Genomic DNA, 25,180 nt, shown 5'->3' on the forward strand with positions numbered 1-25,180 from the left:
GTCGCAGTTCATCCGCGTTGACAAAATCGTGATCTCTCCCGCACCCTTCCGTTGGTTTCCACCGGGAGAGGAGCCCGCGCGGAAACGCTTCAGGAGGGGGGATCATGACTCGCAAGGGACTTCTTGCCGGGCTTTGCCTTGGCACGCTTCTGTCCGGGCCGCTGGCCGCGCAGGACAACATGGACAAGCTGACCAGCATGAAGCGCACGGATGCGACCTTTACCACCGTGCCGCAGGACGATGACCGCGCGACGGCACTGAAGGACATCGTGCCGTTCATCAAGGTGCCCGACGGGTTCGAGGCCAGCCTTTACGCCGTCGTGCCCGATGCGCGCTCGATGGCGGTGGCGCCGCAGGGCACGGTGACCTTTGTCGGCACGCGCAAGGACAAGGTCTGGTCTGTGGTCGATCGCGACCGCAACCGCATCGCCGATGAGGTCAAGGATTTTGCCCCCTCGGTCACCTTCGACCTGCCGAACGGTCCCTGCTTTTCGCCCGACGGCTTCCTGTTCATCGCCGAGCGCAACCGCGTCCTGACCTTCCCGGCGGCCGAGTTCTTCTTTGAGGGGCCGGACCCCGCTGTCGGCGTCGTGGTGGACAAGGGCAAGCTGATCCCGGCCGAGGAGGAAAGCTTCAACCACACCGCCCGCGTCTGCCGGGTCGGGCCGGAAGGCAAGCTGTATATCTCATTGGGGCAGCCGCATAACATCCAGCCGGTCGACAAGCATCAGATGTATGACGAAACCGGCATCGGCGGCATCATCCGCATGAACAAGGACGGCACCGGGCGCGAGGTCTTTACCCGCGGCATCCGCAACTCGGTCGGGCATGACTTCAACCCGGCCAATGGCGAGCTGTGGTTTACCGACAATCAGGTCGACGGCATGGGCGACGACATCCCGCCCGGAGAGTTGAACCGCCAGACCAAGCCCGGCCAGCATTTCGGCTTTCCCTGGGTGAATGGCGCGGTCGAGATCCCCGAATACAAGGACGTGCCGCGTCCCGAAGGTGTCGAATTCACCGCCCCCGCCGTGGAAATGCAGGCCCATGCCGCCGATCTGGGCATGCGCTTCTATGTCGGCAAATCCTTCCCACAAAAATACCACGGCGGCATCTTCTCGGCCCAGCACGGGTCGTGGAACCGCACCAAGCCGGTCGGCGCAAGGGTGATGTTCACCCCCGTCGATGCCGAGGGCAAGGCCGGCACGCCCGAGGTCTTTGCCGAGGGCTGGCTGGACGAGGAAACCGGCGAATATCGCGGCAGGCCGATGGACATCGCCTTCCTGCCCGATGGCTCGATGCTGGTTTCGGACGATTTCGCCGGGGCAATCTGGCGGATCGCCGCGAAAAAATGAGGGGGATGCTTTCCCTGGCTCTCGGCGGGCTGCTGCTTGCCGGGGGCGCGCTGGCCGATCCGGTGGGCAACCGGGCTGACGGGCGCAAGCTGGCCGGGCAATGCCGGACCTGCCACGGGCTGGACGGCAAGTCCCAGATGCCGGTCGCCCCGAATATCGGCGGCGAATCCGAGACCTATATCCGCGCGCAGCTGACCGCCTTTCGCGATGGCAGGCGGGTGAACGAGATGATGACCATTGTCACCCGCAACCTGAACGACCAGCAGATCGCGGATCTGGCCGCATGGTATGCGGGCCATCGGATCACCGTCACCATGACCGCCGATCCGACGGGCGCGCCCGAGCAATGCGTGACCTGCCACGGCGCGGATGGCATCAGGCTGATCGACGAGGCCCCGAACCTTGCCGGTGAGAACAACATCTATATCGACACCCAGCTCAAGGCCTTTCGCAGCGGCTCTCGTCCCAGCGAGATCATGGCCCCGGTCGCGGCCGAGCTGACCGATGCCCAAATCCGCGCGGTGGCCGATTGGTACGGGGCGACACAGATCGCCATCGAGACGGTCGAATAAGCACCGCTGCGGCCCTGTCCGGGTCGCGGCGGGTGGCGCGGGGCTTGACCCGCTGGGGTCGGGCTGCTTCATGGCGGGGACCACATCGCGAAAGGGGCGGCAATGGCCTTTACCATCAGGCAGTTGCGCTATTTTCTGGCCGCCGCCGAAAGCGCGTCGGTTTCCGGGGCGGCGCAGGCCTTGGCGATTTCGCAATCCGCCGTGACCGAAGCCATCCGTGATCTTGAAGCCGATCTGGGCGTGCAACTTTTCGAACGTCACCCGCGCGGCCTGGACATCACGCCCCGTGGCCATCAGTTCCTGCGCCATGCCCAGACCATCCTCGCCTCGGTCTCGGATGCGCGGCAAGCGATGGTGGCCGAGGCCAAGCAGCTGTCGGGCAAGCTGAATATCGGCGTGACCTCGCTGGTGGCGGGCTATGTCATCTCGGACGTGCTGGCGCGGTTCCGGCGCGCCAATCCGGGCGTCGAGGTCGCGGCGCTGGAGGATTCGGGCGAATATCTGGAACACCTGCTGATCGGGGGCGAACTGGACGCGGCGGTCATGGTCACGTCTAACCTGCGCGACCGGCTGGCCTTGCAGGCCGAGATCCTTGAGGTCTCGCCCTATCAGCTATGGCTGCCGAACGGGCATCCGCTGGCGTCCCAGCCCTCGGTCTCGATCGAGGATCTGGCGCAGGAACCGATGATCATGCTGCGGCTGGACGAAACCGAACAGCCGACCCGGCGCCTGCTGGACGCATTCGGGGCAAGGCCGCGCATCGCCTTTCGCACCCGGTCGGTCGAGGCGGTGCGCTCACTGGTGGCGACCGGCGCGGGGATCGCGCTGCTGCCCGCGCTGATCTATCGCCGCTGGTCGCTGGAGGGCGATCCGATCGTCTCGCGCGATGTGTCCGGCGCGCTGCCGGTGGTGCAGGTGGGCGTGGTCTGGCGCAAGGGCGCACCGCTTTCGCCGGCGGTGCGCGAGTTCATTCGTACCGCCCAATCCCAGCGTTTCCGGCGCTAGAAGCTAGCTATCGGTTTTTCCGATAGCGCCCTTCTGACAATTGAATTTGCGAAAACGCACTTGTGCGCACATGCTTTCCCGCAAGGGGCCCCAAAGGTCTCGGATCAACAGGGAAAACAACATGAACAAGCTGCTGAACGCGCTGGCCTCGGGTCTGGCGCTGGTTGCTGCTGGCGCATTGCCGGTCTCGGCCGAGATGCTGACCAAGCTGGGTGAGCCGGAAGGCGCGCTGTCGATCGTCGCTTGGCCGGGCTATATTGAGCGCGGCGAGACCGACAAGGCCTTTGACTGGGTCACCAAGTTCGAGGAAAAAACCGGCTGCAAGGTCGAGGTCAAGACGGCGGGCACCTCGGACGAAATGGTCTCGCTGATGAACCAGGGCGGCTTCGATCTGGTCACGGCCTCGGGCGATGCCTCGCTGCGGCTGATCGCGGGCGAGAAGGTCCAGCCGATCAATACCGACCTGATCCCCAGCTGGAAAACCGTCGATGACCGCCTGAAGGACGCGCCTTGGCACACGGTCGACGGCACGCATTACGGCACGCCCTTCATGTGGGGCCCGAACGTGCTGATGTACAACACCACCATCTTCAAGGAAGCGCCGAAAAGCTGGGACGTGGTCTTCCACGAACAGACCCTGCCCGATGGCAAGTCGAACAAGGGCCGCGTTCAGGCCTATGACGGCCCGATCTACATTGCCGACGCGGCGCTGTTCCTGATGAAGCACAAGCCGGAACTGGGCATTACCAACCCCTATGAGCTGAACGAGGACCAATATGCGGCAGCGCTGGAGCTGCTGAAGGGTCAGCGCCAGTTGACCTCGCGCTATTGGCATGACGCCATGGTCCAGATCGACGACTTCAAGAACGAAGGCGTCGTGGCATCCAGCACCTGGCCGTTCCAGGTGAACCTGCTGGCTGCCGACAAGGCCCCCGTCGCCAGCACCATCCCCGAGGAAGGCGCGACCGGCTGGGCCGATACGCTGATGCTGCATACCGAATCCAAGCACGCCACCTGCGCCTATCTGTGGATGGAACATTCGCTGGCCTCGAACCTGCAATCGGACCTGTCCGTGTGGTTCGGCGCAGTGCCTTCGGTTCCGGCCGCCTGCACCGATGGCCGTGGCCAGCAGACCGCCGAGGGCTGCAAGACCAACGGTTACGAAGACTTCGACAAGATCTGGTTCTGGCGCACCCCTACCTCGAAATGCGAGGCCGGTGGCTGCGTGCCCTATCATCGCTGGGTGTCTGACTACATTGCCGTCATGGGCAGCTGATACCATCCGGTCCGGGCCACGCGTGCCCGGACCCCCTTCTTCAGGAATACGAGTATGACAGAAGCTGTGAGTTTTCGCGGCGTGTCGCGCTATTTCGGATCGGTCCGCGCCGTGGATGGCGTCGATCTGGACATCCGCGACGGCGAGTTCTTCGCCATGCTGGGGCCGTCCGGCTCGGGCAAAACCACCTGCCTGCGGCTGATCGCCGGGTTCGAGCAACCGACGGCGGGCGACATCAAGATTTACGGCGAACAGGCTGCGGGCGTGCCGCCCTATCGCCGCAACGTGAACACCGTTTTCCAAAGCTACGCGCTGTTTCCGCATATGAATGTGCGCGACAACGTGGCCTTCGGTCTGCGGGTCAAGGGCGCGGGAAAACCCGAACGCCACAAGGCCGCCGAGGACGCCTTGGCCATGGTGGAACTGGCCGGGTTCGGCGACCGCCGCGCTGGCGAGTTGTCGGGCGGCCAGCGTCAGCGCGTGGCCTTGGCCCGGGCGCTGGTCAACAAGCCCAAGGTCCTGCTGCTGGACGAACCGCTTGGCGCGCTGGACCTGAAGCTGCGCGAGCAGATGCAGGAAGAACTGCGCAGCCTTCAGCGCGCGCTTGGCCTGACCTTCGTCTTCGTCACCCATGATCAGGATGAGGCCCTGTCCATGGCCGACCGCGTTGCCGTCTTTGCCAATGGCAAGATGCAGCAGGTCGGCACCGCCGAGGACATCTATCGCCGCCCGAACAGCCGCTTTGTCGCGGATTTCGTCGGCTCCTCGAACGTGGTTCCCGCCGATTTCGTCGGCGCGGGTCCGCATGATCGCTGGGCCAGCCTGCGCCCCGAGGATATCCGTCTGGACCCGCTGGGCCATGAGGCAGTGGTCACCTCGCGCGCTTTCCATGGCCGGGTGATCAAGCTGGGCCTGAAGCTGGGCAATCAAAGCCTGACCGCGCTGATCCCCGCGACCGAGACCCTGCCGCAGCCGGGCGACAAGGTTCGCGTCGGATGGGACCGTGCCCGCGTGCATGTGATGGGGAATGGCGCATGAGCGCCGGGGCCATCCTTCCCGCACGCGGAGGGCTTGCGCCACGCCTTTTGGACTGGATGATGCGCCACCCGGCGATGTTCACCTTCCTGCTGGTGCTGCCGATCGTGCTGTGGCTGGGCATCGTCTATATCGGCTCGCTGATCGCGCTGCTGATGCAAAGCTTCTTTTCCATCGACGAATTCTCGGGCGTGGTGAAGCACGAATTCACCCTGTCGACCTATGCCGAGCTGCTGCGTCCGGCGAATTTCGACATCATCCTGCGCACCGTGGTCATGGCGGCGGCGGTGACGCTGGCCTCGGCCGCGATTGCCTTTCCCATCGCCTATTACGCGGCGCGTTACGCCAAGGGGAAATGGAAGGCGCTGTTCTATATCGGGATCATGCTGCCCCTTTGGTCCAGCTATCTGGTCAAGGTCTATGCCTGGAAACTGGTGTTGGCCAAGGAAGGCATCCTGACCTGGATCTTTGAAAAGCTGCATCTGATGTGGCTGCTTGACGGGCTTCTGGCCCTGCCGGTGGTGGGCGGCAACTCGCTGTCGGTCAGCTATCTGGGGACCTTCATCGTCTTCATCTATATCTGGCTGCCCTATATGATCATCCCGGTCCAAGCCGCACTGGAACGCGTGCCGGGCGCGATGATGGAGGCCGCATCCGATCTGGGCGCGACGCCGGGGCAAAGCTTCCGCATGGTGCTGTTCCCCTTGGCGCTGCCGGGGATCGTCGCGGGCTCGATCTTTACCTTCGCGCTGACCTTGGGCGATTACATCATCCCGCAGATCATCGGCTCGGGTCGGCTGTTCATTGGCCAAGCGGTCTATGTCCAGCAGGGCACCGCCGGAAATATCCCGCTGGCCGCGGCCTTTACCGTCGTCCCCATCGTCATCATGGGCGTCTATCTGTGGGGCGCACGCAAAATGGGGGCATTCGATGCACTCTGATACCCGCACACCCTTGCCCCTGAAGATCGCCGCCATCGGTGGGCTGGTCTTCCTGCTGGCCCCGATTGCGCTGATCTTCGTCTATGCCTTCACGACTGAGGAGAAAAGCTTCCAATGGCCGCCGCCGGGCCTGACGCTTAAATGGTTCGGCGTCACCATGGGCCGCGCGGATGTCTGGGAGGCGCTGTTCCTGTCGCTGCGGGTCGCCGCGATCTCGACCGCGATTGCGCTGGTCTTGGGCACGATGACGGCGGCGGCAGTGGCCCGCACCCGCTTCTTTGGCCGCGAGACGATCTCGCTGCTGGTCATTTTGCCCATCGCTTTGCCGGGGATCATCACCGGGATCTCGTTGCGCTCGGCCTTCTCGCTGCTGGATATTCCCTTCAGCACCTGGACCATCGTCTTGGGTCACGCGACCTTCTGCATCGTCGTCGTCTATAACAACGCGGTCGCGCGGTTCCGCCGCACCTCGGGCGCGCTGATCGAGGCGGCGATGGATCTGGGCGCGGATGGGTTGCAGACCTTCCGGCTGGTGATCCTGCCGAATATCGGGACCGCGCTGCTTGCGGGCGGAATGCTGGCCTTTGCGCTGTCCTTCGATGAGGTCATCGTCACCACCTTTACCGCGGGGAACCAGTCCACCCTGCCGATCTGGATGCTGGAGGAGTTGATCCGCCCGCGCCAACGCCCCGTCACCAATGTCGTCGCCATGCTTGTCGTGCTGGTCACGGTGTTCCCGATCCTTGCGGCCTATTGGCTGACCAAGGAAGGCGAGCACACCGAAGGCGCCGAGAAATAAAGAAATTCAGGGAGAAGAACATGCAAACCCAGATGCTGATCGGAGGCTCGCTGGTTGCGGGCACGGAAACCGAGGAACAGGTCCTGAACCCCCGCACCGGCGAGGTGATCCTGACCCTGCCCGAGGCCTCGATTGCGCAAGTCGAATCCGCCGTCGCCGCTGCCAGCAAGGCTTTCACGACTTGGTCGCGCACCACGCCGGCGCAGCGCTCGGGCTATCTGCTGAAGATCGCCGACCGGATCGAGGCCAAGGCCGCCGAGTTTGCCTCGCTTGAGGCGCTGAACTGCGGCAAGCCCGGCCATTTGGCGCTGAATGACGAATTGCCCGCGATCATTGACTGCTACCGCTTCTTTGCCGGGGCGGTACGCAATATGTCGGGGCCGGTCGCGGGGGAATATCTGCCCGGCCATACCTCGATGATCCGCCGCGATCCGGTGGGGGTCGTGGCCTCTATCGCGCCGTGGAACTATCCGCTGATGATGATGGCATGGAAGATCGCGCCTGCGATTGCGGCGGGCAACACGGTCGTCTTCAAGCCGTCCGAGCAGACCCCGCTGACCGCCCTGAAAATGGCCGAGATCTTTGCCGAGGTGCTGCCCGAGGGCGTCGTCAACATCATCCTTGGCCGTGGCGACACCGTGGGTGCGGCGCTGATCGACCATCCCGCCATCGCCATGATCTCGATCACCGGCGACATCGCGACGGGGCGCAAGATCATGGAGGCCGCGACCAAGACCATCAAGCGCACCCATCTGGAACTGGGCGGCAAGGCCCCGGTCATCGTGCTGGACGATGCCGATCTGTCAGCCGTGGTCTCGGGCCTGCGCGCCTTCGGCTATTACAATGCCGGTCAGGATTGCACCGCCGCCTGCCGGATCTATGCCCATAGCGCGATCTATGACCGGTTCGTCGCCGATCTGACCGATGCCGTGTCCTCGATCGGCTTTGCCAATACCGATGACAGCCTGAATGAGATGGGGCCGCTGATTTCCCCCCGCCAGCGCGACCGCGTCGCCAGCTTTGTCAGCCGCGCGCGGGAATCGAACCATATCGAGGTCACCACCGGCGGCGAGATCCATGACGGCCCCGGCTTCTTCTACAAGCCCACCGTCATCGCCGGTGCCCAGCAGAAGGACGAGATCGTCCAGCGCGAAGTTTTTGGCCCGGTCGTTTCCGTCACCCGCTTCGATGAGGTCGAGACGGCGGTGAAATGGGCCAATGATTCCAATTACGGGCTGGCGTCGTCGGTCTGGACGCGGGATGTGGGTAAGGGCCTCGATCTGTCGTCACGCCTGCAATACGGCTGCACTTGGGTGAACACGCATTTCATGCTGACCAATGAAATGCCGCATGGCGGGATGAAGCATTCCGGTTATGGCAAGGACATGTCGGTCTATGCGCTGGAGGATTACTCGGTCGTCCGCCACGTGATGATCGCGCATTGACCCTTTGGCGCGGCGGTCCTGCCGCCGCGCCTAAACCGGAATCGCGGTCTGGTGCTTCACCCGCCGCAGCACAAAGATCGAGGACGAGCTGGCGATGACCTCATGGTCAAGGATGCCATGCATCAGCACGCGTTCGTAATCGGCCACGTCCTCGGCCACGACATGCAGCAGATAATCCCAGTCGCCGCTGATCGAATAGCATTCGACCACGTTTTCCTGCGCCTCGATAAAGGCCTCGAACGCCGCGCGCTGGGTGCGGCTTTGCGACTTCAGCCGGATCTGGCAGAACACGTCCAGACCCCGGCCCAAGCGCGCCGGATCGACCAGCCGCACCGTCTGTTTCAGGATGCCCGCCTGCTCCAGCGCCTTGACCCTGCGCCAGCAGGATGCGGCGGATGATCCGACCCGATCGGCCAGTTCCTGACTGGACAGCCCGCCATCCTGCTGCAATTCCGCGATGATCTTGCGGTCGATGGAATCGATCTGGGTCATTTTATTCGCCGTGTCTGGATATGTGAAACGTATGTTTCACAATACGCGCAAATCCCGACACGATTGAAAGAAAAATTCGCCGAAAAAGGGTCAGAATCCATTCCAGAAATGGGAGGAATTCATGCCGTCACGCGCCACCGTCACCGCCTTGCGCCACGCGCCTTCGCCCAGCGTGGACTGGACCCGCGTCCTGCGTCACATGGCGCTGAGCCGCGCGCTGGACGAGATGGAGGAGACCCGGCTGGTCCCGGAAAAAAAGGTGCTGTATCAGTTCTCGGCCCGTGGCCATGACATGGCGCAGATCCTGCTGGGGCTGCAACTGGACGGGCCGCATGACGCGGTCTGCGGCTATTACCGCTCCCGTCCCCTGCTGCTGGCGCTGGGGGTCGACCCCGAGGACGCGCTGGGATCGGCAATGGGCCGCGCGGGCGGCTATTCGGACGGGCGCGACATTGGCGTCGTCTTCAACCATCCCAATCCCGGCGGCACGGTCGCCCTGCCGATGAGCGGCGGCGTCGGCGCGCAATATACCCCGACGGCGGGCTGGGCGCAGGGGCTGGATTACCACGCCCGCGTGCTGGGGTCCGACGAACACGCCCGCTCGGTCGCGGTGGTGCTGGGGGGCGATGCCTCGGTTGCTTCGAACGGCTTCTGGTCGGCGCTGACCGTGGCCACGACGCAGAAGCTGCCGATGCTGTTCTATATTGAGGATAACGGCTTTGGCATCTCGGTCCCCTCCACCTTCCAGACGCCGGGCGGCAATATCGCCGCCAATCTGGCCGCGTGGCAGGGCCTGCGGATCATCGCGGGCGACGGCACCGAACCCGCCGAGGCCGCCGCCCTGATCGAGGACGCCGTGGCCCATGTCCGCCACGCCCGCGCCCCGGTGCTGCTGCGCCTGACCGTGCCGCGCCTGCAAGGGCACAGCTTTCAGGACACCCAGACCTACAAGACCCCCGATCAGGTGCAGGCGGAATGGTCGCGCGACCCTTGGGCCAAGCTGAAATCCTATCTGGTCCCCGCCCGGATCAGCGAGGGGGACTGGCAGGCCGAAATCAGCGCCGCCCAAACCCGCGCCGAGGCCGCGTTGACCGCCGCCGAGACCCGTCCGCTTCCCGATCCGGACGCCGTGATGCGCCATGTCTTCTTCGAGGACGAGATGCAGCAGGTCGGTGGCCTCCGGGACAGGCCGACTGCGGAAGTGACCGACCGCCCCGCCCCCGAGGGTCAGCGCATCAACATGGTCACCGCGATCCGCCGTGTGCTGGATCAGGAACTGTCCCTGAACCCGCGCATGGCGATCTTTGGCGAGGATATCGGCGCGAAGGGCGGCGTCCATGCCGTTACTCTGGGCCTGCAGGAAAAATACGGGCCCGACCGGGTCTTTGACACCTCACTCTCCGAGGAAGGCATCATCGGCCGCGCCACCGGCATGGCGCTGGCCGGGCTGCTGCCGGTCCCGGAAATCCAGTTCCGCAAATATGCCGAGCCCGCGACCGAACAGTTGAACGATTGCGGCTCGATGCGCTGGCGGACGAACAACCGCTTTGCCGCGCCGATGGTGGTGCGGATGCCGGTGGGCTTCTTCAAATGCGGCGATCCGTGGCACAGCCAGACCAATGAGGTCGCCTTCCTCCACAGCCCCGGCTGGATGGTCGCGCAGCCCTCGAATGCCGAGGATGCCGTGGGCCTGCTGCGCACGGCGCTTCGCGGCAATGACCCGGTGATCTTTCTGGAACACCGCGCGATGCTGGACCATGCTTGGGCGCGCAGGCCATGGCCCGGCGACGATTTTGCCCTGCCCTTCGGCAAGGCCCGGTTGGTGGCCAAGGGCACGGACGCCACCATCGTCACCTGGGGCGGCATGGTCGAGCGCTGCGAGGCGGCGGCGGCAGGCCTGTCGGTCGATGTGATCGACCTGCGCACGCTGATGCCTTGGGACTGCGAGACGGTGCTGGCTTCGGTCAACCGCACTCATCGCTGCCTGATCGTGCATGAGGACCTGCAGACCGCCGGCTTCGGGGCCGAAATCGCCGCTGTCGTCGCCAAGGACGCCTTCACCGCGCTGGATGCCCCGGTCGAGCGGCTGACCATGCCCGACATTCCCAGCCCGCATAATCCGGTGCTGCTGGACCACGCCGTGCCCTCGGTCGCGGCGATCCGCGCGCGCCTGACCGATCTGCTGGGGTTCTGAGATGACCGATATTCTGGTGCCGCTGGAACAGGAAGGGACCGAGGCCGTGGTCTCAAGCTGGCTATGCGCGGTGGGTGACGTGATCGCGTTGAACGATCCGCTGGTCGAACTTGAAACCGACAAGGTCTCGGTCGAGGTGCCCTCGCCGATTGCCGGGCGGCTGGTCGAGATTCTGGTGCAGCCCGGCGGGCAGGCGCGGCCGGGCATGGTGCTCGGACGGGTCGAGCCGGTCGCCACCGCGCCGGCGGGGCTCGATGCCCCGCTGGGCGCGGCGCCCCCGTCCCCGCCGCAACCTCAGCCGCGGGACATGTCGGATTGGCATTCCCCGGCCGTGCGCAAGGCGCTGGCCGAAAGCGGCCTTGATCCCGCCAGCATCCGTGGCACCGGTCGCGACGGGCGACTGACCCGCGCCGATGTCGACCGCGCCATCGCCGCATGGGCCGACAAACCGAAAGCCGCCTCAGGCATCACAGGCAGATCCATTCCGCATGACCCGATGCGTCTGGCTATCGCCCGCAACATGCTGAAATCCGTGCAAGAGGCCCCACAGGTCACCGCCGTGTTCGAGGCCGATTTCAGCGCCATTGCCGCCCATCGCGCCCGCCACAATCCCGACCTCAAAGCCGAGGGTATCGCTTTGTCCTACACCGCCTATCTGGTCATGGCGGCAGCCCGCGCGATGCAGGCGGTGCCGCAGGTCAACAGCCGCTGGCACGAGGACCGGCTGGAGGTCTTTTCCGACATCAATATCGGCATCGGCACCGCGCTTGGCGACAAGGGGCTGGTCGTCCCCGTCATCCGCGGCGTGCAGGACCTGTCGCTGCGCGGCGTCGCCACGCGCTTGCAGGACCTGACCACCCGCGCGCGCGCGGGCCAGATCACACCTCAGGACATGCGCGGCGGCACGTTCACCATCTCGAACCACGGAGTCTCCGGCTCGCTTCTGGCGGCACCGGTGATCATCAACCAGCCGCAATCGGCGATCCTTGGCGTGGGCAAGCTGGAAAAGCGCGTCGTCGTGCGCGAGGTCGGCGGCATCGACACCATCCAGATCCGCCCCATGGCCTATGTGACTTTGACCATCGACCACCGGGTGCTGGACGGCCACCAGACCAATGGCTGGCTGACCGCCTTTGTCGCCGCGCTGGAAAGCTGGCCCATCGACGCTCCGGCTTAAAGCTTGGCTCGCGCGATCACCGCAAGCCCGGCTTCGAACGGTTGCAGGTCCGCCCCCAGCAGGGCCTGCAACTCGGATTGAAAGGCTTGCGCCAAGGGCGCCAGCCGCGCCATTACCGCGCGGCCCTCGGGCGTCAGCGACAACATGACCAGCCGCCGGTCGCCGGGATTGACCTGCTTGCGGATCAACCCTTGGCTTTCCAACCGGGCGGCGGCGCGGCTGACCTTGGATTTCTCCATATCGGCGCGGGCCTCGATCTCGCGCACGGATACCTCGTCCTGCTGCGACAGATGCGCCAGCACCCGCCATTCCGGGACCGAGATCCCGGCCTCGGCCCGGTAGCGCCGCTCAAAGGCCCGGCTGACCCGCGCGGCAGCGACCGCCAGCCGATAGGGCAGGAATTCGTCAAGCTGGAACGCGGTCATCGGCCACCCGTCGGATCGTCGCAGCCATTCAATCTTGACTTCGTTGCAAATGCAACAATCATGGAGATATCGGAATCGGAGGAGTTCCCGATGACCCAAATCGAGCTACCGCAAGGCCTGATCCGCGCGCCCTCGCTTGACGGGCCGCATGCGGGCTACATGCCCGGCTTCGGCAATGACTTTGAATCCGAGGCCCTGCCGGGCGCGTTGCCACAAGGGATGAACTCGCCCCAGCGCTGCAATTACGGGCTGTATGGCGAACAATTGTCGGGCACCGCCTTTACCGCGCCCGGCCATCAGAACGAACGGACATGGTGCTATCGCATCCGTCCCAGCGTCCGTCATACCCACCGCTTCCAGCGCATCGAGATGCCCTATTGGAAATCCGCGCCCTGCATCGACCCGGAGATCGTCAGCCTTGGACAGTATCGCTGGGACCCGGTCGCGGTGCCGGATGAGGCCCTCGACTGGATCAGCGGCATGCGGACCATGACCACGGCGGGTGATGTGAACATCCAGACCGGCATGGCCAGCCATATCTATCTGGTCACCCGCTCGATGCGGGACGAATATTTCTACTCCGCCGACGGCGAATTGCTGATCGTGCCGCAGGAAGGCCGCCTGCGCTTTTGCACCGAACTGGGCGTCATCGACCTTGAACCGCATGAAATCGCCCTGATCCCGCGCGGGCTGGTCTACCGCGTCGAGGTGCTGGAGGGCCCGGCGCGCGGTTTCGTCTGCGAGAATTACGGCCAGAAATTCGCGCTTCCGGGGCGCGGCCCGATCGGGGCGAATTGCATGGCGAACCGGCGCGATTTCAAGGTGCCGGTGGCGGCCTTTGAGGACCGCGAGGTGCCCTCGACCGTTACCGTCAAATGGTGCGGCCAGTTCCACCGCACCGAGATCGGGCATTCGCCGCTGGACGTGGTGGCCTGGCACGGCAATTACGCGCCGGTGAAATACGATCTGCGCACCTATTGCCCGGTCGGCGCGGTGCTGTTCGACCATCCCGACCCGTCGATCTTTACCGTGCTGACTGCGCCCTCCGGCGTCGAGGGCACGGCGAATATCGATTTCGTGCTGTTTCGCGAACGCTGGCTGGTGGCCGAGAACACCTTCCGCCCGCCTTGGTACCACAAGAACGTCATGTCCGAGCTGATGGGCAATATCTATGGAACCTATGACGCCAAGCCCAAGGGTTTTGCCCCCGGCGGCATGAGCCTGCATAACTGCATGCTGCCGCATGGCCCGGACCGCAATGCGTTCGAGCGGGCCTCGGCGGTGGAGTTGAAGCCCGAGAAGCTGGACGAGACCATGTCCTTCATGTTCGAGACCCGCTTCCCGCAGCATCTGACCCCGTTCGCGGCGCAGGCCGGGCATCTGCAGGAGGATTACATCGATTGCTGGGCCAGCCTTGAGAAGAAATTCGACGGCACGCCCGGAGTGAAGTGATGCCGCCGGGGGCTTCGCGCCCCCGGACCCCCGCGGGGTATTTTCAAAACGGAGAATGAGGCAAGGATGGTCCTGATCAGGTCGTGGCTGCGTTCGGCGAATGCGCCGGGCTGCCCCTTTCCCCTGAACAACCTGCCTTGCGGGGTGTTTTCGGTGGGCGAGGTCGCGCCGCGCTGCGGGGTGGCGATCGGGGACATGATCCTTGATATGGCGGCGGTTGAGGGGCTGCTGGGGTTGACGGGGCCGTTGTTCGACGCGCCAAGCTGGAATGCGGTCATGGCGGCGGGACCGGATGTTTGGGCGGGATTGCGGGCGCGGCTGCTGGATTTGCTGGTCGAGGGCGCGGTTGAGCAGCCCATGATCGCGCCGCATCTGGTGCCACAGGCGGGTGCGCGGCTGCATCTGCCCTTCCGCGTCGCGGAATACACCGATTTCTATGCGGGTCGGCATCACGCGCAGAATGTCGGGACCATGTTTCGCGGGGCCGAGCATGCCCTGCCGCCGAACTGGCTGCATATGCCGATCGGCTATAACGGGCGGGCGTCCTCGGTCGTGGTTTCCGGCGAGGAGGTGCGCCGGCCTTGGGGGCAGGTGAAGCCTGCGGGCGAGGATGCGCCACGCTTTGCCCCCTCGGCGCGTTTTGATTTCGAGCTGGAGTTGGCGGCGGTGGTCGGCACGCCCTCTGACAGGCCGGTGACCGTGGCCGAGGCGGATGCGATGATCTTTGGCTATGTGCTGCTGAACGATTGGTCGGCGCGGGATATTCAGGCCTGGGAATACCAGCCTTTGGGGCCGTTTCAGGCCAAGGCGACGGCGACGACGATCAGCCCGTGGATCGTGACGCGCGCGGCGCTGCAGCCGTTCCGGGTGCCGGGACCGCCGCCGGACCAGCCGCTGCTGCCCTATCTGGCCGAGCCGGGACCGATGAAATACGACATCGCGCTGGAGGTCGCGCTGACCCCGGAAGCCGGGCCCGAGACGGTGATCTGCCGCACCAACGCGGCCCAGCTTTACTATTCCGCCGCCCAGCAACTGGCGCATCACGCCAGTTCCGGCTGCCCGATGAATAGCGGCGACCTGCTAGGCTCGGGCACGATTTCCGGCCCCCTGCGTGACAGCCGTGGCAGCCTGCTGGAGCTGAGCTGGGGCGGGCGTGATCCCTTGGCGATCAAGGGCGGCACCCGGTGTTTTCTGGAGGATGGCGATTGCGTCACCCTGCGCGGCGCGGCGCAGGGCGATGGTTATCTGATCGGTTTCGGCGAATGCAGCGGCAGGCTGCTTCCTGCCCGGCGCGATCCCTACGCCCGGCCCTAGCTGGCGGGTCGGGTCGCGGCAAATTCAGTCCGTCAGCGGATCGAAGCCGCGGGCCAGCACGACCTGGCTATTGGTCGTCGAGCCGTGGCGGAACTGCTTGATCTCGTTCTGATAGGCATCGCTGTTGAAGCACGCCAGTGCCTGTTCCTGCGACGGGAAGCGGATGATGGCATGCATCATATTGCGCTCACCCTCGATCTGCAGCGCCTCGGTGTCCGAGACCAGAAGCTCGCCGCCATGTTCCTGCAACAGGTCCCAGACGCGCGGGGGGTAGTTCTGGAACATATCGAAATCGACGATGTCGTAGCTGATGATGAAATAGGCGGACATGGGCTTCCTTTGCAGTCTGGGTGCCTTGGCGGCGATGCAGGATGCCGGGCGGTCAGGCCCGGCATCATTGATCCCCGAACTAGCCATTCCAACGGCGAAGTTTTAGCCCCTTTGTCGGATTCAAGCCTATGACGCCTTGAGAACGCCACGTTCAATCTGGTCCTGCTCGATGCTTTCGAACAGGGCGCGGAAATTGCCCTCTCCGAAGCCGTCATCGCCCTTGCGCTGGATGAATTCAAAGAAGATCGGGCCGATCACGGTTTTTGAGAAGATTTGCAGCAGGATGCGCGTCTCGCCGCCATCGACCACGCCTTCGCCGTCGATCAGGATGCCGTGTTCCGACATACGATCAACGGGTTCCGCGTGATCCTTCACCCGGTTTCGAGATTGCTCGTAATAGGCCAGCGGGGGCTTGGGCATGAATTTAAGCCCGCGCGCAGCGATGGCATCGGTCGCGGTATAGATGTCATCGGTGCCGACGGCGATATGCTGGATGCCCTCGCCCTTGTAGCGCTTCAGGTATTCGACGATCTGGCCGGTCTCGCCGCGATCCTCGTTGATCGGGATGCGGATGCGGCCGCAGGGGCTGGTCAGGGCACGGCTGAAAAGCCCGGTGAATTTGCCCTCGATGTCAAAGAAGCGGATCTGGCGAAAACCGAAAAGCTTGCCGTAGAAGTTGAACCACTTGTCCATATTGCCCTTGTGGACGTTATGGGTCAGGTGGTCGAGATAGTGGAAACCGACCCCCGCGGGCTTGGGCGGGGCGATGAAGTCGAACGCGTCGGCATAGGGATTGGCGTCCCCGCCGTATCGGTCGGTGAAATAGATCAGCGAGCCGCCGATGCCGACAATCGCCGGCCAATCCAAGGTTTTGCCGGGACCATCATAGGCCTCGGCGCCATTCAGGACCGCATGGTCAAAGGCATGGCGGGCATCCGCCACGCGCCACGCCATCGAGGGGGCGCAGGGGCCGTGCTGATCGACGAAATCGCGGGCATGGCTGCCGGGTTCGTCGTTCAGCACATAGGTGATGTCGCCCTGCTGCCACAATTCGATCGCTTTGGATTTGTGGCGGGCAGTCAGGACATAACCCATCCGGGCGAACAGCGCGCGCAGCTCCTCGGGTTCAGGATGGGCAAATTCGACGAACTCGAACCCGTCGGTTCCGGCGGGATTGCGTTCGGAAATCGTGGCGCGCGGGGCGTCATGTGGAAAGGGGCCCATGTGATCCTCCGTCAACGGCCTGTATGACGATGATCGCACCGCGTCCGGGCGCAAAGCGCGCAAAATTCGGTTCATTTGGGGGCTTCTATGCGTCAGGATGACGCATCAAGCACATCTGACGCGGATTTCACGCATGATCGATCCGACCGATTCCCGCCTGCTGGCCGCGGTCCAGCGCCGGGCCGATATCACCGCGCAGGAACTGGCCGAGGTGCTGAACCTGTCGCCCTCGCAAGCCGCAAGGCGGCGTGCCCGACTGGAGGCCGAGGGGGTCATTCTGGGTTATTCGGCGCGGCTGGATGCGGGCAAGCTGGGGCTGACGGTGCAGGCGTTTGTGCAGGTGCAGATGGCGGCGCATAATGCCGACAATGCGCTGGGTTTCGCGCGGCTGGTCGCCACCCTGCCCGAGGTGGTCAGCTGCTGGACCCTGACCGGAGAGGCCGATTACCTGCTGCGCGTCTGGTGCGCCGACCTGCCCGCATTGAACCGGCTGATCCACCACCGCCTGCTGCCGCATCCCGCCGTGGCGCGGGTGCAAAGCCAGATCGTCATGGACCAGCCCAAGCCCGATGCGGGCCTGCCGTTGTAGGGGGCCAAAACGCTTGGATAGACGGGTGGAGGATACTTCCATGGCGTCTCGACCGAGCATAGGAAGGTGCGACATTCGTCGTCACGGTTAGTCTGTGATCCAGCCTGACGCTGTCATTCAGGCGCTGACAGCTTGACGCCCCGGCACTGAGAAATAACCCCCAAAGACGCGATAGTCCTCGGCATCGAAGTCCAGAAGCGTGTTGATGTCCTGACTGCCCAATGCATCGATACCGATCTTGGGGCCACCGGTCTGCAGGCGCGCCAACGTCAACAGTCGTCCAACGACTGCCGAGATATCGCTGACCATATCGCCGATCGCGAGCATCCTGTAGATGCGGGAATAATATCCTGCGCCCCACCCGCGTAGTCGACGAGAGGACGCGGGTGATGATTGATCGTCTCGACCGCGCGGGCGTATTGCGGCAGCTTGGCGATGAACTCCTGCAGGCTCGGAGTCGGGGCAAGGTCATGCTCGGTCAGCTGCTTTTGCGCCTTTCCCGGGGAACGCTCGTGGTGATGGACGACACGATTGCTGTAGGCCGAAAGGAGCCTCTGCAGAGGGTCGCGAACAAGAATGATCCGACGGCTGATCTCGCCCAATACGACCAAGGGCTTATCGAGGTTGCGCGGCGACAGCGCGGGTTGGGCTTCATCAGAAGGAAGCCGCCCGACAGCAGTGGCCCGCCGCTCCCATTGAACGGGCATTGTCGCATCGCGAAGGGGCGAACCTTTGGCGATGCGACGATGCTTCACTTCGGCAGGTCCTGAACGGCCACGCCGTCAGGCTTGCAGCGGACTATGCTGCGGGAATCCGGAGGCCTTTTCATAGGCATGGGCCAGTTGCAGCACCTGCAGGTCGGCGCGGGCGGGGCCGATGATCTGCAGGCCCATCGGCTGGCTGGCGCCTTTGGGGCCGAAGCCTGCCGGGACCGCGGCGACCGGCAGGCCGGCCAGCGTGGCCGGAATGACGACCTCCATCCAGCGGTGATAGGTATCCATCTGGCGGCCGGCGATCTCTTTGGGCCAGGGCTGTTCGGCGTCGAAGGGGAAGATCTGCGCCGTCGGCAGGATCAGCACGTCGTAGCGCGCAAACAGCGCCAGCATCGCCTGATACAGCGCCGAGCGGTTGGCGCTGGCGGCAAAGACCTGCGCCCCGGACAGCTTCAGGCCATTCTCGATCTCCCACACGGCCTCGGGTTTCAGCAGAGCGCGGGTCTTGTCGTCCTGATATAGCTTGCCCGCGACCCCGGCGATGGAAAAGCCGCGCAGCGTCAGCCAGGTCTGCCAGGCGACATCCATGTCAAAGTCCAGCCGGGCCTCTTCGACGTGACAGCCCAGATCCGTGAAATGGCCAAGCGCGCTGGCGCACAGGTCCATGACCCCCGGCTCGGTCGGCAGGTAGCCGTTCAGATCGCCCAGATAGCCGATCCGCGCGCCCTTGAAATCGCGCGACAGGTCTTGGCGGAACTGCAGCGGGTCCACCTCGCGCGACAGCGGCGCGCGCGGGTCATGGCCCGCCTGCACCGAGAGCAGCCAGGCCGTATCGGCGACGGTGCGGCCCATCGGCCCCTCGATGCCCAGCTGCTGGACAAAGACCTCGGCCGCCGGGCCATAGGGCACCAGCCCCTGTGTCGGCCGGAAGCCCACGACATTGTTCCAGCCCGCAGGGTTGCGCAGCGATCCCATCATGTCGCTGCCATCGGCCACCGGCAGCATGTGCCGGGCCAGCGCTACCGCCGCCCCGCCGCTGGAGCCGCCCGCCGACAGCGCCGGGTCCCATGCGTTGCGCGTCGTGCCGAAGACGGTGTTGTAGCTGTGCGAGCCCAGCCCGAATTCCGGCGTATTGCTGCGACCGACAAAGATCGCGCCTTCGCGGCGCATGCGCTCGGCCATGATGCTGTCGGATTTGGGCACGAAATCCTTGAAGATCGGCGAGCCCTGCGTGGTGGCGATCCCGGCCACGGCGGTCAGGTCCTTGGGGGCCTGCGGAATGCCATGCAGCGCGCCCGTCGCCTGCCCGGCGGCAATCGCGGCATCGGCACGGTCGGCCTGTTCCAGCAGCTTTTCCGGGTCCTGACGCGAAACGATGGCATTATAGGTCGGGTTTTCGGCATCGATGCGGTCAAGACAGGCCTGCATCACCTCGCGGCAGGAAACTTCCTTGCCCCGGATCGCCTTGACCAGATCGACCACCCCCAGCGCCATCGGATCGCTGGCCTGTGCCCCGGCCAGCACCTTGCCCGCACGCAGGCCGATCAGCGAGGCGGCGGCAAGGCCTCCGGTGGTGTTCAGGAAGGTTCTGCGGCTCATGGCGGATTGGCCCTCTCGGTCGTGCTTGGTCATGGATGCTCTTTGTCTGGGGGTGGGACGATGCCTTGGCAAGCAGTCTTGGCCCTGTCCGGGCATCCGTCTTGGACCGTTGCGCCAGAATCACGGACTGCTGCGCCACTTCGCGGCAGGCGGTTGCCTTGGGTGGGGGCGATGCGGCAAGGGACGTAGCACGGTCAGGCGGCGACAGGGGGAACCCAGATGACGGTTTCAGGGCAACCAAAGGGAGGGCCCGGCATCCTGTGGCTCAGCCGCGATTTCCGCTTTCAGGACAATCCCGCGATGCTGGCAGCGCTGCGGCAGGGGCCGCTGCTGCCGGTCTTTGTCCTTGACGGGCAGACGCGGGCGCAGGGCGCGACCAGCCGCTGGCGCCTGCAACAGGCGCTGATCGCCTTTGACGCCGAGCTGCGCCGCCGCAGCGGGCATGGCCTGACCCTGCTCGAGGGCGAGGCCGACCGCGTCCTGCCCGAGCTGATCCGCCAGACCGGCGCGGTCGAGGTCCATCAATCCGACTGGCCCGCCCCGCAGATGCGGCGGGTGCAGGACCGGGTGCGCGCGGCGCTGAAACCTTTGGGCGCGACGCTGGTGCTGCATCCGGGGCACCTGCTGGCCCATCCTGCCAGGGTTCGCACCGGCGCGGGTGGGGCCTATCGCGTCTACACCCCCTTTGCCCGCGCGCTGCGCGCCTTGGGACCGGACCTGCCTGTGGCGGCGGTAGGCGCGCGGATCAGCGTGCGGGACATGCCCGCCATCCCGCTTGATCGGCTGGAACTGGCCCCCGATATGGCGCGGGGTGCGGCGGTGCTGGCGGAACATGCCCTGCCCGCGGGCGAAGCGGCGGCGCTGGCCCGGCTGGAGGATTTCCTTGACCACGCCGCCGATTATGCCACGCAGCGCGACCGGCCCGATCTGGACGCCTGCTCGGGCCTGTCCGAGCATCTGGCGCTTGGCGAGATCAGCCCGCGCACCGTCTGGGCCATGGCCTCGGACCGGCTGCGGGGCGACGCGGGCGGAATCGCGAAATTCCTGTCCGAGCTGATCTGGCGCGAATTCGCATGGCATCTGCTGATCGCCTTTCCGCAGATGGCCGAACGCGCATGGCGGCCGGAATGGGACGGCTTTCCGTGGCGCGGCGCGGGACCGGACCTGACCCGCTGGCAAAGGGCGGAAACCGGGATGGCGCTAGTCGATGCCGGCCTGCGAGAGATGTGGGTGACCGGGCGCATGCATAACCGCGTCCGCATGGTCGTGGCCAGCTACCTGACCAAGCACCTGCTGACGGACTGGCGGCTGGGGCTGGCGCATTTCGAGGATTGCCTGACCGATTGGGACCCGGCCTCGAATGCGATGAACTGGCAATGGGTGGCGGGCTGCGGGCCGGATGCCGCGCCGTTCTTTCGCATCTTCAACCCCGAAAAGCAGGCCGCTCAATATGACCCGCAGGGGACCTATCGCCAGCATTGGCTGAAGGGCGACGGCGCGCAGGCCTATCTGCGGGCCACGCCGCCCCGCTGGAACCTGCCGCCCGACTGGCGCGAAAGCGGCGGGCTAGAGGCCGGGCGTGCCCGCGCGCTGGCGGCCTATGGTGCCTTCCGCGAGGGCTAAAGGATCTCGCCCCCGTCGATCACCAGCGCCAGCCCGGTGACAAAGCTGGACCGGTCCGAGGCCAGATAGACGATGCCATCGGCGATTTCCTCGGGGCTGGCCCAGCGGCCCATCGGGATGGTGTCGGCGACATAGGATTCCAGCGCGCTGCGCCCGCCCATCTGGTTCTCGAAGCCCGCATTGAAGGGGGTGTCGACGAAGCCGGGGCAAAGCGCGTTGAAGCGGATCCTGTCGCGGGCGTAATCCGCCGCCATCTGCCGCACCATCGCCACCGCCGCATGTTTCGTCGTGGCATAGGAAATCATCCCGCGATCATACTGACAGCCCGAATTCGAGGCCGTGATGATGACCGAGCCGCCACCCTGCGCCCGCATCGGCCCGACCACCTCGCGCGCCAGCACGAAATGCGCCCGCACGTTCAATTGCCATGACAGGTCCATCTGCTCGGGCGTGATATCCTCAAGCCGCCCGGCGATCTGGATGCCGGCATGGGAATGCAGGACGTCGATGCGCCCGTGCCGCGCCAGCACCCCCGCCACCAGCGCGGCAATGGCGGCATCATCGCGGGCGTCCAATGCCAGCCCCTCGGCCTGACCACCCGCGTCGGTGATGGCGGCGGCGGTGGCCTTGGCCAGATCGGCACGCAGGTCGGTGACGATGACCGTCGCCCCCTCGGCCGCCATGGCCAGCGCACCGGCGCGTCCGATCCCCGAGCCTGCGCCCGTGACAAGGGCGATCCGCCCCTCAAGACAAGCTGTCATGGTATTCTCCTAGTGACCGGGGGCTTTGCCTCGCCGGAGCGTCAGTTGCGCGATGACCAGCAGCATGAGCGATGCCCCCATCACCATCGTACCGATGGCGTTGATTTCAGGCGTCACCCCCCGCCGGATCGACGAAAAGATGTAGATGGGCAGCGTGGTCTCGGACCCCGCGACAAAGAAGGCGATGATGAAATCGTCAAAGCTGAAGGTGAAACTCAGCAGGAACCCGGCCATGATCGCCGGGGCCAGCATCGGCAGCGTCACCTGCCAGAAGGTGGCCAGCGGCCCTGCCCCCAGATCGCTTGAGGCCTCGATCAGCGCGCGGTCCATGCCCTCGATCCGGGCGCGCACGATGATGATCACCAGCGACATGGTGAACAGCACATGCGCCGCGATCAGGCTGCCATGGCCCATCGACAGCCGCCAGCCGGTCGCGGCCTCCAGCCACGGGTTTACCGCGTCGAATACGGTGACCAGCGCGATCAGCGTGGCGATGCCGATGACGATGCCGGGGATCATCACCGCGATATAGATCAGCGCGTCGAACAGGACGCGGACCCGCCCCTTCATTCCCGACAGGGCCAGCGCGGCCATCGTGCCAAAGACCGATGCCAGAATGGCCGAGATCAGCGCCACCGTGGCCGAGGTCTTCAGCGCGTCGATCACGAAGGGGTTCGACAGCGCCTTCGCATACCATTGCGTGGAAAACCCCTGCATCTGGCTGGCCGAGCGTCCGGCGGAAAAGCTGAACAGCGCGATGATGCCGATGGGCAGGTACAGGAAGACATAGACGGCAAGGGCGTAAATTCTCATGGCTGTCTCACATCAGGCCGACATCGTCGCGCGCCGCACCGATCCGGCTGAGGAAGCGCATGTAAAGCGTCACCGTGACCAGCATGACCGCGACCAGCGTCACCGCCATGGCCGAGCCAAAGGCCCAGTTCCGCGATTGCAGGAACAGGTCGACCAGCGCATTGCCGACGAAGAAGACCTTGCCACCGCCCAGCATCTGCGGGATCAGGTATTCCCCCATCAGCAGGATAAAGACCAACATCGACCCCGTGGCGACGCCCGGCAGCGACAGCGGCAGCGTCACCTGCAGAAAGCTGCGCCAAGGCGGCGCGCCAAGGTCGGATGACGCTTCCAGCAGGCGCTTGTCCAGCCGCTCAAGGCTGACATAGATAGGAAAGACCATCAGCGGCAGGTAGCCATAAACGATGCCCACCAGCACCGCGAAGGGCGTGTTGATCAGGCGGATATCGCCCAAGCCCAGATCGGCCAGCAGCGCCGGGATACCGCGCCCGCCCAGCAGGAAGATCCACGCATAGCTGCGGATCAGGATCGAGGTCCAGAAGGGCACGATGACCAGCACCAGCAGCGCCGTCCGCCAGCGCGGATTGGATTTCACCGCCAGAAAATAGGCCAACGGATAGGCGATCAGCAGCGCCGCCAGCGTGCCCACGGGCGCCAGGACCAGCGTGTTCTGAAAAGCCGTCCAGCGGCTTCCCAGATTGGCATATTGGGCCAGGGTCAACGCCGGGGCATATCCGCCCGCCGGCGCCCTTTCGCCAAGGGAATAGACCAGCACCACGGCCAGCGGCAGCACCAGCAGCGCCGCATACCACAGGCCCGCAGGTCCAAGAAGCAGCCAGCGGGCGCGGGCCTTGGTCATGGTCATCCCCTCCTCAGGCCGATTTGAAGCGCGCCATCAGCTCGGCGCGGTTCGGGTCGGTCAGGGTCGCGGCCGCGCCGAATTCCTGCACGTTCAGCAGATCGGCGGCCGGATACAGGATCGGGTCGGCCAGCACTTCCTTGGGCAGCAGCGCGTTGACGCGGCTGTCGGCCACCGGGAAGCCATGCGCGGTCGCCTCGCGGGCGTTCACCTGCGGGTCGATCAGGAAGTTGATCAGCGCATAGGCCGCCTCGCGATGCGGGGCGTTTTTCGGGATGGCGTAGTAATCCGACCAGATCTCGCCGCCCTCTTTGCCAAGGGCGAAGTGGATTTCCGGGATGTCGCGGTTCATCTGCTTGCCCTCGCCGGTCCAGCACATGGTCATCCACGCATCGCCATTGCGCATCGACGGCTGGTAATCCGAGCTGATCGCGAACAGATGCGGCTTGACCTGCAACAACAGCTTTTCGGCATCGGCCAGTTCCTTCGGGTCGACCGAGTTGAAGGAATAACCGTAATATTTCAAAGCATTGCCGATGGTGGTCAGCTGGTAGTCATGCACCATGGTCCGACCCGAGAAATCGGTCATGGTCAGGTCGAAGAACTCCTTCCAGCTGGTGAAGGGGGCCTTGGCCTTGGTGCTGTCCCAAGCCATCCCGGTGGTGCCCCAGTTCTTGGGCACGGCATAAAGCTTGCCATTGACCGTGCCCGCATCGGCAAAGCGCGCATCAAAGGCCGCCGCGTCGTAATTGGGCAGCTTGGACAGGTCCAGCGGCTCGATCAGGTCGGCATCGACATAGGTGGTGATGGTGTAGTTCGTCGGCACGAACACATCCCAACCCGAGCCGCCTGCCTGCAATTTCGCCAGCATTTCCTCGTTCGAGCCAAAGACGTTGACCTGCGTCGCGACCCCGGTTTCCTTCTGGAAGATCGCGAAGTTTTCCACGTCGTGATAGTTCGGCCATGTCGCCAGCACGGCGCGGTCGCCCAAGTCAGCGGCATGGGCGCCGCGCGGGCGCAGCATCGGCATGGCACCCGCCATCACCGCCATGGCCGTTCCCAGACCCGTCACCCCAAGGAAGTGCCGGCGCGAGACCGAGCCCTTGCGGTAGCGTTCCAGTTCTTCTGCGAATTTCCGACGCGAGATCGGTGCGTTATCGTCCTGCATCTGTCGCTTCCCTTGTTGG

The 25,180-nt window shown here is 64.9% G+C and carries 25 protein-coding genes; 14 read left to right on the forward strand and 11 right to left on the reverse strand.

Annotated features, from left to right (window positions below):
- The first annotated feature begins 104 nt into the window (after nt 1–104).
- The 8 genes from GL300_RS09115 (at nt 105) to GL300_RS09150 (ending at nt 8,428) form a co-directional block, all read left to right on the forward strand.
- Nucleotides 105–1,355 (forward strand): PQQ-dependent sugar dehydrogenase, encoded by a 1,251-nt coding sequence (locus GL300_RS09115; RefSeq protein ID WP_155039319.1) that lies wholly within the window; start codon nt 105–107, stop codon nt 1,353–1,355.
- Complete coding sequence (locus GL300_RS09120; protein WP_155039320.1) at nt 1,352–1,927, forward strand: c-type cytochrome; 576 nt, start codon at nt 1,352–1,354, stop codon at nt 1,925–1,927. The genes GL300_RS09115 and GL300_RS09120 overlap by 4 nt, the downstream gene beginning before the upstream one ends.
- Nucleotides 1,928–2,029: 102 nt before the next feature.
- Nucleotides 2,030–2,932: a LysR family transcriptional regulator gene (locus GL300_RS09125; RefSeq protein ID WP_155039321.1), complete on the forward strand. Its 903-nt coding sequence runs from the start codon at nt 2,030–2,032 to the stop codon at nt 2,930–2,932.
- 121 nt (nt 2,933–3,053) lie between these two features.
- Nucleotides 3,054–4,208 carry an ABC transporter substrate-binding protein gene (locus GL300_RS09130; protein ID WP_155039322.1) on the forward strand — a complete coding sequence of 385 codons (1,155 nt, stop codon included), beginning with the start codon at nt 3,054–3,056 and terminating at the stop codon, nt 4,206–4,208.
- 54 nt (nt 4,209–4,262) lie between these two features.
- A complete protein-coding gene (locus GL300_RS09135) occupies nt 4,263–5,246 on the forward strand; it encodes an ABC transporter ATP-binding protein (protein ID WP_155039323.1) in 984 nt (327 codons plus the stop codon).
- On the forward strand, nt 5,243–6,184 hold the full coding sequence (locus GL300_RS09140) for an ABC transporter permease (RefSeq protein ID WP_155039324.1): 942 nt from the start codon (nt 5,243–5,245) through the stop codon (nt 6,182–6,184). The genes GL300_RS09135 and GL300_RS09140 overlap by 4 nt, the downstream gene beginning before the upstream one ends.
- Nucleotides 6,174–6,983: an ABC transporter permease gene (locus GL300_RS09145; RefSeq protein WP_155039325.1), complete on the forward strand. Its 810-nt coding sequence runs from the start codon at nt 6,174–6,176 to the stop codon at nt 6,981–6,983. Before GL300_RS09140 ends, GL300_RS09145 begins: the two co-directional genes overlap by 11 nt.
- Nucleotides 6,984–7,003: 20 nt before the next feature.
- Nucleotides 7,004–8,428 carry a gamma-aminobutyraldehyde dehydrogenase gene (locus GL300_RS09150; RefSeq protein WP_155039326.1) on the forward strand — a complete coding sequence of 475 codons (1,425 nt, stop codon included), beginning with the start codon at nt 7,004–7,006 and terminating at the stop codon, nt 8,426–8,428.
- Between the two features lie 30 nt (nt 8,429–8,458).
- Here GL300_RS09150 and GL300_RS09155 read toward each other — a convergent pair whose 3' ends face one another.
- On the reverse strand, nt 8,459–8,920 hold the full coding sequence (locus tag GL300_RS09155; RefSeq protein ID WP_155039327.1) for an Lrp/AsnC family transcriptional regulator: 462 nt from the start codon (nt 8,918–8,920) through the stop codon (nt 8,459–8,461).
- A 121-nt stretch (nt 8,921–9,041) separates the two neighbouring features.
- On the opposite strand from GL300_RS09155, the gene GL300_RS09160 reads away from it, so the two are divergent.
- Entirely contained in the window at nt 9,042–11,114 is a 2,073-nt protein-coding gene (locus GL300_RS09160) for an alpha-ketoacid dehydrogenase subunit alpha/beta (protein ID WP_211595000.1), read from the forward strand.
- Between the two features lies 1 nt (nt 11,115).
- Nucleotides 11,116–12,291: a dihydrolipoamide acetyltransferase family protein gene (locus GL300_RS09165; RefSeq protein ID WP_155039328.1), complete on the forward strand. Its 1,176-nt coding sequence runs from the start codon at nt 11,116–11,118 to the stop codon at nt 12,289–12,291.
- Here the strand turns inward: GL300_RS09165 and GL300_RS09170 are convergent.
- On the reverse strand, nt 12,288–12,716 hold the full coding sequence (locus GL300_RS09170) for a MarR family winged helix-turn-helix transcriptional regulator (RefSeq protein ID WP_155039329.1): 429 nt from the start codon (nt 12,714–12,716) through the stop codon (nt 12,288–12,290). The two genes, GL300_RS09165 and GL300_RS09170, sit on opposite strands and share 4 nt — an antisense overlap.
- Nucleotides 12,717–12,806: 90 nt before the next feature.
- Between GL300_RS09170 and hmgA the strand changes: the two genes are divergently transcribed.
- Entirely contained in the window at nt 12,807–14,168 is a 1,362-nt protein-coding gene (hmgA, locus tag GL300_RS09175; RefSeq protein WP_155039330.1) for a homogentisate 1,2-dioxygenase, read from the forward strand.
- Nucleotides 14,169–14,234: 66 nt separating this feature from the next.
- Nucleotides 14,235–15,482 (forward strand): fumarylacetoacetase, encoded by a 1,248-nt coding sequence (gene fahA / locus GL300_RS09180; RefSeq protein ID WP_155039331.1) that lies wholly within the window; start codon nt 14,235–14,237, stop codon nt 15,480–15,482.
- 24 nt (nt 15,483–15,506) lie between these two features.
- Here fahA and GL300_RS09185 read toward each other — a convergent pair whose 3' ends face one another.
- Together GL300_RS09185 and hppD are read right to left on the reverse strand one after the other, a co-directional pair.
- Complete coding sequence (locus tag GL300_RS09185) at nt 15,507–15,812, reverse strand: DUF1330 domain-containing protein (RefSeq protein WP_170297635.1); 306 nt, start codon at nt 15,810–15,812, stop codon at nt 15,507–15,509.
- Between the two features lie 126 nt (nt 15,813–15,938).
- Nucleotides 15,939–17,036: a 4-hydroxyphenylpyruvate dioxygenase gene (hppD, locus tag GL300_RS09190; RefSeq protein ID WP_155039333.1), complete on the reverse strand. Its 1,098-nt coding sequence runs from the start codon at nt 17,034–17,036 to the stop codon at nt 15,939–15,941.
- Nucleotides 17,037–17,169: 133 nt separating this feature from the next.
- Between hppD and GL300_RS09195 the strand changes: the two genes are divergently transcribed.
- Nucleotides 17,170–17,625 carry an Lrp/AsnC family transcriptional regulator gene (locus GL300_RS09195; protein ID WP_155039334.1) on the forward strand — a complete coding sequence of 152 codons (456 nt, stop codon included), beginning with the start codon at nt 17,170–17,172 and terminating at the stop codon, nt 17,623–17,625.
- Between the two features lie 117 nt (nt 17,626–17,742).
- On the opposite strand, the gene GL300_RS09200 is transcribed toward GL300_RS09195, so the two are convergent.
- From GL300_RS09200 to GL300_RS09210, 3 genes are all read right to left on the reverse strand, one after another.
- A complete protein-coding gene (locus tag GL300_RS09200; RefSeq protein WP_170297631.1) occupies nt 17,743–17,952 on the reverse strand; it encodes a hypothetical protein in 210 nt (69 codons plus the stop codon).
- Nucleotides 17,895–18,332 (reverse strand): sulfotransferase family 2 domain-containing protein, encoded by a 438-nt coding sequence (locus tag GL300_RS27400; protein ID WP_394206534.1) that lies wholly within the window; start codon nt 18,330–18,332, stop codon nt 17,895–17,897. Before GL300_RS27400 ends, GL300_RS09200 begins: the two co-directional genes overlap by 58 nt.
- 75 nt (nt 18,333–18,407) lie before the next feature.
- Complete coding sequence (locus GL300_RS09210; protein ID WP_246195129.1) at nt 18,408–19,970, reverse strand: amidase; 1,563 nt, start codon at nt 19,968–19,970, stop codon at nt 18,408–18,410.
- Between the two features lie 186 nt (nt 19,971–20,156).
- On the opposite strand from GL300_RS09210, the gene GL300_RS09215 reads away from it, so the two are divergent.
- Nucleotides 20,157–21,560 (forward strand): cryptochrome/photolyase family protein, encoded by a 1,404-nt coding sequence (locus tag GL300_RS09215; protein WP_155039337.1) that lies wholly within the window; start codon nt 20,157–20,159, stop codon nt 21,558–21,560.
- Here GL300_RS09215 and GL300_RS09220 read toward each other — a convergent pair.
- The 4 genes from GL300_RS09220 to GL300_RS09235 are packed head-to-tail and all read right to left on the reverse strand — an operon-like array spanning nt 21,557 to nt 25,161.
- The gene (locus GL300_RS09220) at nt 21,557–22,321 is read right to left on the reverse strand and encodes an SDR family NAD(P)-dependent oxidoreductase (protein ID WP_155039338.1); all 765 of its coding nucleotides are present in this window, start codon (nt 22,319–22,321) and stop codon (nt 21,557–21,559) included. The genes GL300_RS09215 and GL300_RS09220 overlap by 4 nt on opposite strands.
- Before the next feature lie 9 nt (nt 22,322–22,330).
- Entirely contained in the window at nt 22,331–23,134 is an 804-nt protein-coding gene (locus GL300_RS09225; RefSeq protein WP_155039339.1) for an ABC transporter permease, read from the reverse strand.
- Nucleotides 23,135–23,141: 7 nt separating this feature from the next.
- A complete protein-coding gene (locus GL300_RS09230; RefSeq protein ID WP_170297636.1) occupies nt 23,142–23,999 on the reverse strand; it encodes an ABC transporter permease in 858 nt (285 codons plus the stop codon).
- Nucleotides 24,000–24,006: 7 nt separating this feature from the next.
- Nucleotides 24,007–25,161: an ABC transporter substrate-binding protein gene (locus GL300_RS09235; RefSeq protein ID WP_155039340.1), complete on the reverse strand. Its 1,155-nt coding sequence runs from the start codon at nt 25,159–25,161 to the stop codon at nt 24,007–24,009.
- Nucleotides 25,162–25,180 lie beyond the last annotated feature (19 nt).

The organism is Paracoccus litorisediminis, from assembly GCF_009711205.1.
GTDB classification, from domain to species: domain Bacteria; phylum Pseudomonadota; class Alphaproteobacteria; order Rhodobacterales; family Rhodobacteraceae; genus Paracoccus; species Paracoccus litorisediminis.

Bases quoted from the DNA above. Each gene is read 5' to 3' on its own strand.
- GL300_RS09155 (WP_155039327.1), bottom strand. From the start codon at position 8,920: ATGACCCAGATCGATTCCATCGACCGCAAGATCATCGCGGAATTGCAG.
- hmgA (WP_155039330.1), top strand. From the start codon at position 12,807: ATGACCCAAATCGAGCTACCGCAAGGCCTGATCCGCGCGCCCTCGCTT.
- GL300_RS09165 (WP_155039328.1), top strand. From the start codon at position 11,116: ATGACCGATATTCTGGTGCCGCTGGAACAGGAAGGGACCGAGGCCGTG.
- GL300_RS27400 (WP_394206534.1), bottom strand. From the start codon at position 18,332: ATGCCCGTTCAATGGGAGCGGCGGGCCACTGCTGTCGGGCGGCTTCCT.
- GL300_RS09200 (WP_170297631.1), bottom strand. From the start codon at position 17,952: ATGCTCGCGATCGGCGATATGGTCAGCGATATCTCGGCAGTCGTTGGA.
- GL300_RS09215 (WP_155039337.1), top strand. From the start codon at position 20,157: ATGACGGTTTCAGGGCAACCAAAGGGAGGGCCCGGCATCCTGTGGCTC.
- GL300_RS09120 (WP_155039320.1), top strand. From the start codon at position 1,352: ATGAGGGGGATGCTTTCCCTGGCTCTCGGCGGGCTGCTGCTTGCCGGG.
- GL300_RS09160 (WP_211595000.1), top strand. From the start codon at position 9,042: ATGCCGTCACGCGCCACCGTCACCGCCTTGCGCCACGCGCCTTCGCCC.
- GL300_RS09225 (WP_155039339.1), bottom strand. From the start codon at position 23,134: ATGAGAATTTACGCCCTTGCCGTCTATGTCTTCCTGTACCTGCCCATC.
- GL300_RS09150 (WP_155039326.1), top strand. From the start codon at position 7,004: ATGCAAACCCAGATGCTGATCGGAGGCTCGCTGGTTGCGGGCACGGAA.
- GL300_RS09210 (WP_246195129.1), bottom strand. From the start codon at position 19,970: ATGACCAAGCACGACCGAGAGGGCCAATCCGCCATGAGCCGCAGAACC.
- GL300_RS09115 (WP_155039319.1), top strand. From the start codon at position 105: ATGACTCGCAAGGGACTTCTTGCCGGGCTTTGCCTTGGCACGCTTCTG.
- GL300_RS09195 (WP_155039334.1), top strand. From the start codon at position 17,170: ATGATCGATCCGACCGATTCCCGCCTGCTGGCCGCGGTCCAGCGCCGG.
- hppD (WP_155039333.1), bottom strand. From the start codon at position 17,036: ATGGGCCCCTTTCCACATGACGCCCCGCGCGCCACGATTTCCGAACGC.
- GL300_RS09135 (WP_155039323.1), top strand. From the start codon at position 4,263: ATGACAGAAGCTGTGAGTTTTCGCGGCGTGTCGCGCTATTTCGGATCG.
- GL300_RS09170 (WP_155039329.1), bottom strand. From the start codon at position 12,716: ATGACCGCGTTCCAGCTTGACGAATTCCTGCCCTATCGGCTGGCGGTC.
- GL300_RS09230 (WP_170297636.1), bottom strand. From the start codon at position 23,999: ATGACCATGACCAAGGCCCGCGCCCGCTGGCTGCTTCTTGGACCTGCG.
- GL300_RS09185 (WP_170297635.1), bottom strand. From the start codon at position 15,812: ATGTCCGCCTATTTCATCATCAGCTACGACATCGTCGATTTCGATATG.
- GL300_RS09130 (WP_155039322.1), top strand. From the start codon at position 3,054: ATGAACAAGCTGCTGAACGCGCTGGCCTCGGGTCTGGCGCTGGTTGCT.
- fahA (WP_155039331.1), top strand. From the start codon at position 14,235: ATGGTCCTGATCAGGTCGTGGCTGCGTTCGGCGAATGCGCCGGGCTGC.
- GL300_RS09220 (WP_155039338.1), bottom strand. From the start codon at position 22,321: ATGACAGCTTGTCTTGAGGGGCGGATCGCCCTTGTCACGGGCGCAGGC.
- GL300_RS09145 (WP_155039325.1), top strand. From the start codon at position 6,174: ATGCACTCTGATACCCGCACACCCTTGCCCCTGAAGATCGCCGCCATC.
- GL300_RS09140 (WP_155039324.1), top strand. From the start codon at position 5,243: ATGAGCGCCGGGGCCATCCTTCCCGCACGCGGAGGGCTTGCGCCACGC.
- GL300_RS09235 (WP_155039340.1), bottom strand. From the start codon at position 25,161: ATGCAGGACGATAACGCACCGATCTCGCGTCGGAAATTCGCAGAAGAA.
- GL300_RS09125 (WP_155039321.1), top strand. From the start codon at position 2,030: ATGGCCTTTACCATCAGGCAGTTGCGCTATTTTCTGGCCGCCGCCGAA.